The organism is Corallococcus sp. AB049A (assembly GCF_003668885.1).
Taxonomy (GTDB): domain Bacteria; phylum Myxococcota; class Myxococcia; order Myxococcales; family Myxococcaceae; genus Corallococcus; species Corallococcus interemptor.
Genome location: NZ_RAWL01000014.1, coordinates 1 through 12,213 on the forward strand (window position 1 = coordinate 1; position 12,213 = coordinate 12,213).

13 protein-coding genes, 1 tRNA gene and 1 pseudogene are annotated in these 12,213 nt (G+C 70.1%); 7 read left to right on the top strand and 8 right to left on the bottom strand.

Translation table 11 applies throughout. From position 1 onward, the window contains the following. From D7X55_RS02890 to D7X55_RS02910, 5 genes are all read left to right on the top strand, one after another. A partial coding sequence (locus D7X55_RS02890; RefSeq protein WP_147470012.1) for an AgmX/PglI C-terminal domain-containing protein occupies positions 1–947 on the top strand: 947 nt, incomplete at its 5' end. 47 nt (positions 948–994) lie between these two features. Beyond that, the gene (locus D7X55_RS02895; protein WP_120551876.1) at positions 995–1,441 is read left to right on the top strand and encodes a cyclic nucleotide-binding domain-containing protein; all 447 of its coding nucleotides are present in this window, start codon (positions 995–997) and stop codon (positions 1,439–1,441) included. 119 nt (positions 1,442–1,560) lie between these two features. Further along, complete coding sequence (locus D7X55_RS02900; RefSeq protein WP_120551875.1) at positions 1,561–2,124, top strand: hypothetical protein; 564 nt, start codon at positions 1,561–1,563, stop codon at positions 2,122–2,124. Between the two features lie 110 nt (positions 2,125–2,234). Further along, positions 2,235–3,494 carry a hypothetical protein gene (locus D7X55_RS02905; protein ID WP_120551874.1) on the top strand — a complete coding sequence of 420 codons (1,260 nt, stop codon included), beginning with the start codon at positions 2,235–2,237 and terminating at the stop codon, positions 3,492–3,494. 14 nt (positions 3,495–3,508) lie between these two features. After that, the gene (locus D7X55_RS02910) at positions 3,509–4,123 is read left to right on the top strand and encodes a polysaccharide biosynthesis/export family protein (protein WP_120551873.1); all 615 of its coding nucleotides are present in this window, start codon (positions 3,509–3,511) and stop codon (positions 4,121–4,123) included. On the opposite strand, the gene D7X55_RS02915 is transcribed toward D7X55_RS02910, so the two are convergent. From D7X55_RS02915 to D7X55_RS02940, 6 genes are all read right to left on the bottom strand, one after another. Further along, on the bottom strand, positions 4,120–4,944 hold the full coding sequence (locus tag D7X55_RS02915) for an inositol monophosphatase family protein (RefSeq protein WP_121722156.1): 825 nt from the start codon (positions 4,942–4,944) through the stop codon (positions 4,120–4,122). The two genes, D7X55_RS02910 and D7X55_RS02915, sit on opposite strands and share 4 nt — an antisense overlap. A 25-nt stretch (positions 4,945–4,969) precedes the next feature. Then, the gene (locus D7X55_RS02920) at positions 4,970–5,539 is read right to left on the bottom strand and encodes a TlpA disulfide reductase family protein (RefSeq protein WP_121722157.1); all 570 of its coding nucleotides are present in this window, start codon (positions 5,537–5,539) and stop codon (positions 4,970–4,972) included. A gap of 3 nt (positions 5,540–5,542) precedes the next feature. Continuing rightward, entirely contained in the window at positions 5,543–7,012 is a 1,470-nt protein-coding gene (gene mpl, locus D7X55_RS02925; protein ID WP_199746838.1) for a UDP-N-acetylmuramate:L-alanyl-gamma-D-glutamyl-meso-diaminopimelate ligase, read from the bottom strand. A 12-nt stretch (positions 7,013–7,024) separates the two neighbouring features. Then, the gene (locus tag D7X55_RS02930) at positions 7,025–8,188 is read right to left on the bottom strand and encodes a serine hydrolase (RefSeq protein ID WP_121722158.1); all 1,164 of its coding nucleotides are present in this window, start codon (positions 8,186–8,188) and stop codon (positions 7,025–7,027) included. Further along, on the bottom strand, positions 8,185–9,099 hold the full coding sequence (locus D7X55_RS02935; protein WP_121722159.1) for an LD-carboxypeptidase: 915 nt from the start codon (positions 9,097–9,099) through the stop codon (positions 8,185–8,187). Before D7X55_RS02935 ends, D7X55_RS02930 begins: the two co-directional genes overlap by 4 nt. Before the next feature lie 114 nt (positions 9,100–9,213). Beyond that, positions 9,214–10,407, bottom strand: a complete 1,194-nt coding sequence (locus D7X55_RS02940) for an RsmB/NOP family class I SAM-dependent RNA methyltransferase (RefSeq protein ID WP_233609505.1) — start codon at positions 10,405–10,407, stop codon at positions 9,214–9,216. 141 nt (positions 10,408–10,548) lie between these two features. Between D7X55_RS02940 and D7X55_RS02945 the strand changes: the two genes are divergently transcribed. Continuing rightward, positions 10,549–10,621, top strand: a tRNA-Asn gene (locus tag D7X55_RS02945). A gap of 155 nt (positions 10,622–10,776) precedes the next feature. On the opposite strand, the gene D7X55_RS44435 is transcribed toward D7X55_RS02945, so the two are convergent. Further along, positions 10,777–10,914, bottom strand: coding sequence for a hypothetical protein (locus D7X55_RS44435; RefSeq protein ID WP_233609506.1), 138 nt, complete (start codon positions 10,912–10,914; stop codon positions 10,777–10,779). Here D7X55_RS44435 and D7X55_RS45700 point away from each other — a divergent pair. After that, positions 10,874–10,978, top strand: a pseudogene (locus D7X55_RS45700) (hypothetical protein); the annotation flags it as partial. The gene D7X55_RS44435 and the pseudogene D7X55_RS45700 overlap by 41 nt on opposite strands. A gap of 131 nt (positions 10,979–11,109) precedes the next feature. Here D7X55_RS45700 and D7X55_RS44440 read toward each other — a convergent pair. Next, positions 11,110–12,189, bottom strand: coding sequence for a hypothetical protein (locus D7X55_RS44440; protein WP_233609507.1), 1,080 nt, complete (start codon positions 12,187–12,189; stop codon positions 11,110–11,112). Between the last annotated feature and the right edge of the window lie 24 nt (positions 12,190–12,213).

Consider the following 12,213-nt stretch of genomic DNA (forward strand, 5'->3'; position numbering starts at 1 on the left):
CCCTCCCCCCGGAGCTGAAGGCCAGCCCGTGGCGCACGGTGGACCGCCTCTTCTTCGGCATCCTCGTGTCCATGCTGACGCTCTACGTGCTGAGCGTCGCGTTCATCGCCGCCCAGCCCGCGCCGGTGGAGGCGGAGGTGGAGCTGGACCAGCTGGAAGACCGCTTCGTGCGCGCCATCATCCCGCCCCAGCCCGCCAAGGTGGAGGAGCCCCAGGACAAGGGCCCCAGCACGGAGAAGAAGACGGAGGAGCCGAAGGCCGCCACGAAGAAGCCCGCCTCCACGGACGCCACGCCCGCTCCCGCCAACAGCGCGGAGCGCCGGCAGCAGGTGGAGGCCCGGGTCGCGGGCACGGGCCTGCTCAAGCTGCTGGGCGGCAAGGGCCCCGGCGGCGGGGACGCCATCGCGGACGTGCTCGGCAGCGCCGGCAGCGGCGCCAACGTGGCGGAGGCGCTCGCGGGCGCGACGGCGGGGGGCGCGCTCACCGCGGGCTCCGGCGGCGGCAACGGCATCGCCAATCCGCAGGGAGACACCGGCGGCAAGATGGCGGGCATTGGCGCGACGCAGACGTCCGGCGCGGGCACCGTGAACACCGGCCAGAAGCAGGTCGTCAAGGTGCCCCAGGTCGCGGACTCGATACCGGAAGTGGACAGCGCCGAGGTCAAGCCCAGGGACCTGGCCCGCTTCATCCAGAGCCGCAAGGCCTCCATCCAGCGCTGCTACGAGAACGGCCTCAAGCGAGACCCCTCCCTCAAGGGCAAGGTGATGGTCCGCTTCGAACTCACGCCGCAGGGCCGCGCCAGCAACGTGGAGGTGGACGAGTCCACCCTGCGCTCGGACGAGGTCATCAACTGCATCAAGACCACGATGCGCGCCTGGACGTTCCCTTTCAAACCGAGTGACGACGTCCCCGTCAGCTACCCGTTCATCTTCTCGCCAGGGGAATAGGCTCGACCTCCCGGACCTTCCGGAGGCACCGGGACCGCGGGGAGCACATGGAGAAGCTGGCCGTCATCGCCACATCCCCCCTCTTCGAGATGCTGGCCCCCGCCGAGCTCGCGCGGCTGGCGGAGCTGGCACGGCTGTACCGCTACGCCCACGGCGAGGTCGTCTTCGAGGAGGGCGACCTGGGTGACAGCCTCTTCGTCATCGTGCGGGGCCAGGTGGAGGTGGTGCGCCGGGGGACGGGCAACGGCGTGAAGCCCCTCACCGTCCTGGGACCGCCGGAGTTCTTCGGGGAGATGGGCCTCATCGACAAGGACCACCGCTCCGCCACCGTGCGCGCCCTGGGGGAAGTGGAGCTGCTCCAGCTCACCGCACAGGATTTGCGGACCTTCCGGTTGGCGCACGCGGACGGCTTCACCTTCATCGTCGTGAACATCGCGCGCAGCCTGTCCGCCCGCCTGCGCGAGGCCAACGCCCGCCTGGCTCCCCAGGACTGAGCTTCTCTCCTGGAAGACCGGACTCAAGGCCAATGGGGCATTGCGTTGACACCCCACCCCCTCACTCCTAGGCTCGACTCTTGAAGCTTGGGAAGAGGCCGGAAGGACTCGTGAGGCGCATGCGCACCCTGGGAATGCTGGCCGTGGTCGGAGGACTCGTCACCTCCGGGATGGCGCTCGCGCAGACGCCCGCGCCGCTGCCGCGCCCTGCCTCGCCCGCGCTGGACAAGGCCGGTGACGTGCCGGACAGCCAGAAGCTGGAGCGCAGCACGCAGGCGCTGGGCACCATGCGCGAATCCCTCCGCCAGGTTTTCGAAAAGGTGGAGGAGGCGCGGCGCACCAAGGACGTGGTGAAGCTCAACTGCGCCAACGAGAAGCTGACGCAGATAAAGGGCCTGTTGCGCATCTCCGAGCAGGCGGACGTCGCCCTCCAGGAGGCCGTCAGCAAGAGCGAGGCGGCCCCCGGCGAGCACGAGTTCACCAAGGTGATGATCGCGCAGCAGAAGGTGGGCCAGCTGCGCTCGGAGGCCGAGGAGTGCATCGGCCAGCTCGCCTTCCGCACCGACGAGAACCTCTTCGTGGAAGTGGAAGAGCCCGACAACCTGCCCGGTGGCGACCCCACGCGCCCCCCGCCGCCGCCGGACCTGATTGTCCGGCCTCCTCCCGCGAGCCCCGTGGACTGAGTGACTGGCCGCCTGCCACCTCCCACGGTCCCGGCCCCGGACCGTTTGTTCCGGTGCGGGAACACGCGTGCTATGCCCGCCGTCTCACTGCCTGGAGTGCCGCTGACACCATGAAGCAGCCTGGGACATTCCGTCTGGCCCTCGGGGCCCTGGCGCTCGCGGCGCTCCTGCCGCTGACGGCGTCGGCGCAGGCGTTCGCGGGCGGACGGCCTCCGGGCGGCAATGGCCTGAAGGTGGGCAACGGCCGGCTGCACCCGACGCTGGATTTGGAGACGCGCCTGGACAGCGGAGTGGGCTACTTCCGCGAAGCGGGCACGGGCCCCCTGTCCCCGGACCTCTCCGGAGAGCTGGCGCTGCACATCCGGCCCGGGCTGATGCTGGACGTGCCGTCCCCGAAGCTGGCCATCGCGCTGCGCGGCAACCTGGACTACGTGGCCTACACGGGCCTGATTACCGCGGGCTCCGGCGCGGCGTCGCACCTGGAGGGAGCGGCGGACCTAGCGCTGCGCTTCAACCAGGAGAGCACGCTGTCCGTGGAGGTCGGTGACGAGCTGACGCGCTCGGACCGCACGCGCACGGCGGCGCTGGGCGCGGGCATCCTCAGCCTCTTCAACGAGGCGCGCGTGAAGGCGCAGTGGAAGCCCGGTGGTGGCGCGCTGGAAGTGACGCCCGCGCTGGCCTACGCGATGGAGTTCTTCGAGCCCCTGGGCGGCATGACGCCCGTGGGCTGCACCGACGCCGCGTGTGATCCGCTGGCCGCCAGCCAGTTCAACTACGGCAACCTGCGCCTGGGCGCGGAGGGCCGCTGGCGCTTCCTGCCCAAGACGGCGGTGGTGGTGGACACGGGCCTGGAGTACCGGGGCTACTTCAACGACACCGCCACCCCCAGCGCGACGCTGCTGCACGCCATGGCGGGCGTGTCCGGCCTCGTGTCCCCGCGCATCACCCTGACGGCGAAGGCCGGCTGGAGCCAGAACCTGGGCGCGGGCGGCGGCGGCACCGTGGTGGGCCAGGTGGAGGGCACGTACCTCTGGGGCCCGTCGCTCACGGTGAAGGGCGGCTACCTGCGCGCCTTCGAACCGGTGGCCGCCTACGGCACCTTCCGCGACGACCGCGTCTACGCGGAGGCGCGCTCCGTGATGGGCAGCCGGCTCGCGCTGCACGCCATGGGCGCGCTGGACTTCCTCTCCTTCGCGGGCGGCCGAGGCGACACGCTGGTGACGCTGGACCTGGGGCCCGAGTATCAAATCCGCCCGTGGCTGGTGGGCGCGGTGGGCTACATGCTGGGCACCCGCTCGTCGTCGCTCGGCGCCGCCGGCCTCAACTACACCCGCCACGAAGGCTACGCGCGGGTGTCCGTCTCCTACTGAGGCTTCCCGCGCCCATGCGTCCCTCGCGGCTCCTCTTCGTCCTGCCGGCCCTCCTCGCGGTGCTGTCCGCCTGCCACGCGGACACGCGCCCGCCTCCGCCTCCGCCCACGCCCGCTTCGTCCACGGAGGCCGCGGCGACGTCCGGCGGCAACCTGGGCCCCGGCGACGTGGTGGAGGTGCGCGTCTTCCAGGAGCCCGAGCACTCCGGCACCTGGCGCGTGTCCCCGGAGGGCACCATCGACTATCCGCTGTGCGGCAAGGTGACGCTGTCCGGCCTCACCGCCAGCGCCGCGGCGGATGCGCTGCGCGACTGCCTGGCGCGCTACCTGCGCCGCCCGCAGGTGTCCGTGCTGGTGCGGGAGTACAACTCGCAGAAGATCTTCGTCTTCGGGGAAGTGCAGAAGCCCGGCACCTTCCCCGTCACCGGCGAGGTGTCCATCATCCAGGCGATTACCCTGGCCGGGGGCTTCACCAAGCTGGCGGCGAAGAACAACACGCTCGTCACGCGCGTGGTGGACGGGCAGGAGCGCAAGATTCGCGTGCCCGTGGAGGACATTGGCGTGGGCCGTGAGCGCAACTTCCTGCTCCAGGCCGGCGACATCGTCTTCGTGCCGGAGAGCTTCTTCTAGTCGCGCGACGTCCAGCCGATTTCGTCCAGGAAGCGCTTCGCCTGCGTCATGAGCTGGGGCGCCAGGTTCGCGCCGCTCGCCAGCACGTCGCCCTTGAGCACATCGAAGGGCCGCCCGTCGATGTGCACGATGACGCCGCCGGCCTCCGCCACCAGCAGGCCGCCCGCGGCGATGTCCCAGGGCTTGAGGCCGAACTCGAAGTAGCCGTCGAAGCGGCCGGCCGCGACGTACGCCAGGTCCAGCGCGGCGCTGCCGGTGCGGCGCATGCCCTGCGCCAGGAGGATGAGTTGGGAGAAGAGGCCCACGGGCAGGTCCGGCCGCTCGCGCACGTCGTAGGGGAAGCCCGTGCACAGGAGCGCCCGCTCCAGCGTGGCCGTGGGGCTGGCCTTCAGGGGCACGCCGTTGAGCGTGGCGCCTTCGCCCTTCGCGGCGGAGAAGAGCTCGTCGCGCATGGGGTCGTAGACGGCGCCCGCCACGGTGCCCTCCGGCCCCTCCACCGCCACGCTGACGCAGAAGTGCGGCACCTGGTGCGAGTAGTTCGTGGTGCCATCCAGAGGATCCACGATCCACCGGAACGTGTCCGTGCCCTGCGAGGCGCCGCTCTCCTCCGCGAGGATGGCGTGGCGCGGGTAGCGCTGGCGCAGGAAGTCCAGCAGCGCGGCCTCCGAGGCGCGGTCCGCGTCCGTCACCAGGTCGATGCCGCCCTTGAACTCGATGGTGCGGTGCTGGGGGAAGCGCTCACGGAGGATGCGGCCGGCCATGCGGGCGCCCTCTTCCGCGGTGCGGCGCAGCGCGGCGGGCGTCTCCGGTTCGTGGGCCATGGATGCGTTTTCCCTCGGGTGCGCGCTAGGAGGCGGGCTCGGCGAGCAGCTGCTCGATTTCCGTCTGGAACTGCTGGAGGAACTCCTCGGCGAAGCCCTCGTGCACGTGACGGATGACGCCCTTGCGATCAATCAGGAAGGTGGTGGGCATCAGCCGCACCTTCAGCAGGCGCTCGGACACCAGCGCGTTGGCGTCCAGGAGGATGGGCACCTCCACCTTCGCCTCTTCCAGGAACGGAGGAATGGCGCGCACGTCCTCGTCCACGTTGAGCGCGTAGACCTTCAGCCCCTTCGCGCCGTACTCCTTCTGCAGCTGGCCGTACATGGGCAGCGCGTCCTTGCAGGGCTCGCACCACGTGGCCCACACGTCCAGGAGGACGACCTGGCCACGGTCGCTCTTCAAGTCATACGGGCTGTTGTCCGGGTAGCGCTTCACCTGGAAGGCCAGCGGCTGGCCCGACGATTCCAGAGCAGAGCTGCTGGAGCGAGGCCCCTCCCCCGTCCGGTCCGTGAGCGGCGGCAGTGACGAAGACGACGAGGCACAGCCCAGGGCGAACGTCAGGGCACCCAGCGAGAGCAGGAGCGGACGGCGCATGGCTCAGGTCCCCTTCCCCGCCCGGGCCTTCAGGGCGGTGAGCAGCTTCTCGATGAAGCCCCCGAAGGCGCCGTTGCTCATGACGAGCAGCACGTCGCCGGCCTTCGCCTCGGACGCGACGCGGTCCACCAGCGTCTGCACGTCGGTGGCGCCGTCCGCGGCGATGCCCTGACCCTTGAGCGCTTCGATGAGCTTGGGGACGTTGAGCTCCTCGCCCTCGGGCACCTTGTCGTGGCGCTCGGGCACCTTGAGGCTGGCGCGCGCGGCGCCGGGGAAGGCGTGCGCGTAGTCCTCCTGGTGGATGTTGCGGCGGCTGGTGTTGGAGCGCGGCTCGAAGATGGCCCACAGGCGCCGGTCCGGGTAGCGGTGGTGGATGGCGGCGATGGTCTCCCGCACGGCGGTGGGGTGGTGCGCGAAGTCGTCCACCACGAGCACGCCTTCAATCTCCGCGCGCACCTCCTGCCGGCGCTTCACGCCCTGGAAGGTGGACAGGCCCTGCTGGATTTCAGCGAAGGTGAGCCCCAGGCCGCGCGCGGCGGCGATGACCGCGAGCGCGTTCTCCACGTTGTGCGCGCCGGACATGGGCAGCGTCACGGTGCCCAGGTCCTGGCCCTTCTCCACGACGTTGAAGCGGGCGCCCTCCGGACCGAAGGAGACGTTCCTGGGCGTGTAGTCCGCGTCCGCGCCCTCCTTGGCCACGTAGGTGCTGACGGGCGCGGTGCCTCCGCGCGCGATGCGCACGGCGTTGGGGTACGCGGCGCAGACGACCAGCTGGCCGTCCTTGGGCACCAGGCGCACGAACTTCTCGAACGTGGCCTCGTAGTGGGGCAGGTCGCGGAAGATGTCCGCGTGGTCGAACTCCACGCTGGTGACGATGGCGGTGCGCGGGCGGTAGTGGAGGAACTTGGAGCCCTTGTCCCAGTAGGCGGTGTCGTACTCGTCGCCTTCGACGACGAAGTGCGGGCCCTTCCCCACGCGGTAGTTGCCCGAGTAGTTCTGCGTGACGCCGCCCACGAGGAAGCTCGGGTCCTTGCCCGCGGCCACCAGCACGTGGGCCATGAGCGAGGACGTGGTCGTCTTCCCGTGCGTGCCGGCCACGACGACGGAGTGCGAGTGGTCCAGGAAGAGCGAGCCCAGCGCGGCGGGGAAGCTCATCTGCTTGAGGCCCCGCTCGCGCACGGCGGTGGCCTCCGGATTCACGCGGCGGATGACGTTGCCGATGATGACCAGGTCCGGCTTCGCCGCGTCCAGGTTGGCGGGCGAGTACGGGCTGCTGGCGGGGATGCCCCACGTGCGGAGCATGTCGCTCATGGGCGGGTAGACGTTCTCGTCGCTGCCGGTGACGTCGTAGCCGGCGGCCTTGAGCATGCCGGCGAAGGAGCCCATGCCGGTACCGGCCACGCCCACCAGGTGGATGCGGCGCACGGACTTCGGGTCGAGTGAGTCGAGGACGTTGCCGTTGTCGTCAGCCATGCTGCGGTTTCCTCAGGGGAGGACGTGGAGGTCGAGCGCCTCCACGACGAGCTCGTGGAAGGCGGGGCGGAAGTCGCGGATGCGCAGGTCCTGACGGCCCTGGGCCACGCGGTTGGTGATGAGCGCGACGACGAGCGACCGCCTCAGGTCCACCCAGAGGCTGGTGCCGGTGAAGCCCAGGTGGCCCACCGCGCCCGGAGGCGTGTCGCCAATGAAGCGGCCCGCGCTGGAGTGACCCTTCGACGGAGAGTCGAAGCCCATGGAGCGCGTGCTGCCCTCCACCAGCGGGTCGGTGGCGAGCGCGCGGTGCCACAGCGGCCCGGGAGCAATCGCGGCATGCGTGCCCGCGGCGCCCTCCAGCACGGCCTGGCCAAAGCGGGCCACGTCCACGGCGGTGCCGAAGAGGCCCGCGTGTCCCGCGACGCCGTCCAGCACCCAGGCGTTGTCGTCGTCCACCTCACCCGGGCGGGCCGCCTGCGAAGGCACGTCCTTCCACAGTGACTCCTGGCCCGGAGCGGGCTCGCGAGGACGCATGGCGCCGGTGTGCGCGGTGGCGCCGTCGGCGGGGAAGTCGGTGAGGCGATGGAAGCGGGCCTTCAGGTCCAGCGGCTCCGCGATGTGGCGGTGGAAGAGCACGTCCAGCGGGGCGCCACCAGCGCGAGCGAGGATGTCCCCCAGGAGGATGAAGCCCACGTCGCTGTAGATGGACTTCGTGCGCACGGGCGCATCCAGCGGAGTGGCGGCGGCGGCGTGCAGGACCTCCGCGTGGACCTGCGCGCGGAGGGTCGCGGGGCAGCTCGCGTCGAGCAGCTCCGGATGGGACTTGAGCGCGTCCGCGAAGAACGGGACGAAGGCCGGCAGGCCGGAGCGGTGGTAGAGCAGGTCCGCGACGGTGACGCCCGCGTCGCCCGCGGGCGAGCCGGGGAAGTAGCGGGACACGAGCGTGTCCGGGCCCACCTTGCCTTCGGTCCACAGGCGCAGGAAGAGCGCGGTGGTGGACATGACCTTGGTGAGGGACGCGAGGTCGAAGCGCGTGTCGCCCGTCACCTTGCCGGCGACGCCGCCGAAGACCTGCATGCCCTTGTGGAGCACCACGGCCTGCGCGGCGGGGAAGATGCCCAGCTCCACGCCATCATCGAGCACGGCCTGGAGGTTGGCGATGGGGTGCTGGCTCATCCGGGGCTCACCGCGCCTTCGAGGAACGTCAGGCGCGCGGCGTCCGCGTCCAGGCGCACGTGGGTGCCCAGGGCGACGGGGTAGTTGATGGCGCCATGGCCAATGGGGAAGCCCGCGGCGCAAGGCACCTTCGCGTCCCGCGCCAGCTCACGGAGCACGTCCGCGCTGGAGTAGTTCGCGTCCTTCTCCTCGCAGGCGGTGAAGTCACCCAGGACGATGCCACGCACACGGGAGAAGACACCGGCGAGCCGCAGGTGGGTCCACATGCGGTCGATGCGGTAGGGGCGCTCGGTGACGTCCTCCAGGAGGAGCACGGCGCCGTCGAGCGGCGGCATGTACGGCGTGCCCAGCAGCCGGGAGAAGACAGACAGGTTGCCGCCCACGAGGACGCCCTCGGCGGTGCCGGGGACGTAGGTGGCGTTGCCGGTGAGGGGCGGCGGGGCCTCCGAGGACTCGAGGAGGCGGAAGAAGTAGTCGTGGACCTGCGTCGACTGGCGGCCCAGCTGCGTGAGGACGGGCGCGTGGATGGAGACGCGGTGCAGGGCCTGGAGCGCGCAGTGGATGGACGTCAGGTCGGAGAAGCCGGTGAAGGAGACAGGGCCGGCCTTGTCGAGCGGCAACTCGGGCAACAGACGCGCGCTGCCATAGCCACCTCGGGCGCAGAAGATGGCGCGGGTGGAGCGGTCGAGGAACGCGTGGGACAGCTCCTCCTGGCGGCGGGCGTCATCCCCGGCGAGATAGCGGTGCGACGCGCCGATGTCGGGCCGGACGACCGGGGAGTAACGGTCGGAGAGGATGCGCAGGCCAGCCTCGAAGGGAGCCTGTTCGAAGGGGCCCGCGGGGGCGACGACCTGCACCGTGTCGCGGGGACGGAGCGGAAGGGGCTTGAGCCAACGCACGCAGCGCTTCATAGCACCCGGTGCGAGTGGGAAACGGTGTTTCAGGGAGCCCCGGGCCCGAAGCGTTGAGTACCGCCGGAAGGAGGAACGAGGCCCCGTGGAGCGCTCGTCCGCCCGCTGGCCGCCCTACCCCGCCGAGCCGCGTTCGAGCACCGCCGCGAAGAACCCATCCGTCCCGTGCCGGTGTGGGGTGACGAAGAGGAAGTTATCCTGGAGGCACGCGTCCGGAAGCCAACCGGCGCCCGGGGTGATGGCCCGGAAGTCAGGGCGGGAGCGAAGGAAGTCCGCGACGACGTCCTGGTTCTCCGCCCGGTTGAGGGTGCAGGTCGCGTAGACGACCCGGCCGCCGGGGCGCACGACGTCCCCTGCCCGGGCCAGGATGTCGCGCTGGACGGCCGTGTGCTGGGAGAGCGAGTCCGGGGTGAGCCGGAAGCGGAGGTCCGGCCCCCGGCGGAGCGAGCCCAGCTCCGAACAGGGAGCATCCGCGAGCACACGGTCGGCGTTGAGGCCTGGCGCAGGAGGCGTCCGAAGTACCTGGACGCGGGTGAGCCCGGCCCGGGAAGCGCGCTGCTGGAGCCGATCCAGCCGTTCCGCGTCCGGGTCGTAGGCGAGCAGCCGGCCGGAGTCGTTCATGGCCGCGCCCAGCTGGAGCGTCTTCCCCCCTGCCCCGGCGCAAAGGTCCAGCACGGTCTCCCCGGGCCGGGCCTCCACCAGGAGCCCCAGGAGTTGGCTGCCCTCGTCCTGGACCTCGAACAGGCCTTCGCGCAGGGAGGCCAGCCCATAGAGGTTCGGCCGGGGGCCATCGACATGAAGGGCCAAAGGGCTCCAGGAGCCAGGGCGGGTCGCGACGCCCTCGGAGGCCAGGCGCGAGGCCAGGGCCTCACGCGAGATGCGGGCCGGATTCACCCGGAGCGTGATGGGCCCCGGGACGTTGAGGTGGGCGCAGAAGTCCTCCGCCTCCGCCCCCAGTTCCCGGGAGAAGTGGTCCGCGAGCCAGTCCGGAAGCGAGGCCCGGAGCGCCAGCGACGGGGGCGTCTCCGTACGCAGTGGCACGGGAGCCGGGAGCCCGGCCCACGACGCGGCATCCGAAGCGGGAACGCCCACCAGGCCATGCAGGAGCGCGAACAGGAGCTGGGAGGGCGACGCGTCTGGAGAGGCCAGAAGGAACCCCAGGCGGCGGCGCCAGAGGCCCACGTTGAAGACGGCCTCCTTCAGCGCCTGGCGTCCTTCGCGGGACAGGTCGCGGTGGGCACGCAGGGTCCGGTCAAGGACGCGCTCGGCGGGGTCGCCCGAGAGGACACGGGCAAGCGCTTCGGACACGACGGGACCGAGCCCCTGGAGGGCGGACCAGGGCTGCGAGGTAAGCCGGGAGATCGGATCGAACAGGACAGTTGACAGGGCAGGCTCGGTTCTCTAGAAGTCGCTTCCGTCACGGCAACGCACCGCCGCGGCGGGACATATTCCCCGATAGCTCAGCTGGTAGAGCGGGTGACTGTTAATCACCATGTCCGTGGTTCGAGTCCACGTCGGGGAGCAAAAAAAGAAGGCCCTGCCCTAAACCGGCAGGGCCTTTTTGCTTTTCGCAGGTCAAGCGGATCGGATTGGGGCCTCCAGCACTCCCCCTCCCCTCGCTACCTCTGCTCGGTTGACGCGAGGCAAAGCCGTGATCGCGTCGGGGGGGCCTCTTCATCATGTCCTGCGCACGGGCGTCTCCGCCGAGATGCTGGACGCAGCGAAGCGGCTGCGCGAGCGGGGCAGCTTCTCGGTAGAGAAGTTCAGGCTCGCCGTGAAGGCCGCGTGCATCGCGGCGAAGGTCCCCGAGTTCACCCCGGGCCGCTTTCGCCGCTCGGTTGCAACTTGGGTCATCAACCAGGGCGCGGACCCCGCAGTGGTCGCCGCCTTCCTGGGCCACAAGTCACCATGCACCACGCGGCGCTTCTACGCTACGCACGCCGCGCCCACAAAGTACCCACGCTGCGGTAGCTCACTTGCCGCAACCGGGATGACGATGAACGCCCCCCCTCAGTCCGCTGCGGCCGTGTCTTTGGGCGCGAGGCGGAAGACCCAAAGGGGGAGCACACGTCGTTTGACGAAGAAGAAGTCAGGGGGGATGAAGTCGCGGTACTCACCCGGGACGAAGTCCGCACGGGTGGCAATGACCTCGTCTCCTCTCGTTGTGGTGTCACGGAAGGCGCGCGAGAGCATCTCGCTAAGTGAGCCGATGCCGTCGCAACCTTGAGCCTCTTGGTGGGACGCCTCTGGAGGCGGGGCGTAAGAGAACTCGACGGCGGTAATCCCCCCATCCGTGTCTCGCTCGATGATTACGTCCCCCGCAGGCCAGCGCCCGTAGAACACGATGAAGTCGGCGATGCGCAATTCGACGGGGTCCGTAATCCGTCCGTTCTCTGTGTAGAACCCCACCGACTGCACCTTCAGCGGCTGCTTCCCCCCCTTCTTGCCTCGGCGCTCCGCCGGCCCCTTGCTGACGGGCAACGTTTCGACGCAAACCCGGAGGGGGGCGCGCGTCGCGACAAAGAGGTCGCCGACGAGCGCCATCTCGTTCAACGTGAACGCCTTTTCTAAGGTCAGCACCCGCTTGTTGCCCTCGCGTGCGAGGTGCTGCTCACGAACCAGCGTCCACATCCCCCACCGAGACCAGAACGTGGCGAAGAAGAGCTCGCACTTCATCAGCCGCGCGTAGTTCGCCAGCCGCTCAACCTCGCGAGCGCCGCGAACCAGCGGCGCGTCCACTTGATGAACGTTCTTCACTTCGACGAAGGCGTGCACGTCATCGCCGAACACCACGCGGAAGTCCGGGACTTGGAGGTCGTCTGGCAGCTGATAGAACACGTCCCCCAAGTCCTCCTGTTTGAGGAACTTCACGTGGCCGAGGCTGGCGACGACCATCTCGAAGAGGGACTCGGTGCGCTGCCCGAAAAGGAAGCCCTCGCTCTTTGTGGCCTCTTCGGCGGACTCGCGGACCTTTTTGACGAACCGCCGCAGCCCCTCCTCCTCGCCCAGCGGCAGCTTTTCCTTCTGAAGGAAGCGGGCGAAGAGCGCGAAGGTGTCAAACCTAAGCGGGTCCCGGTCAATGCGCTTCACCGCCACCTCCATCTCGTACGCGGG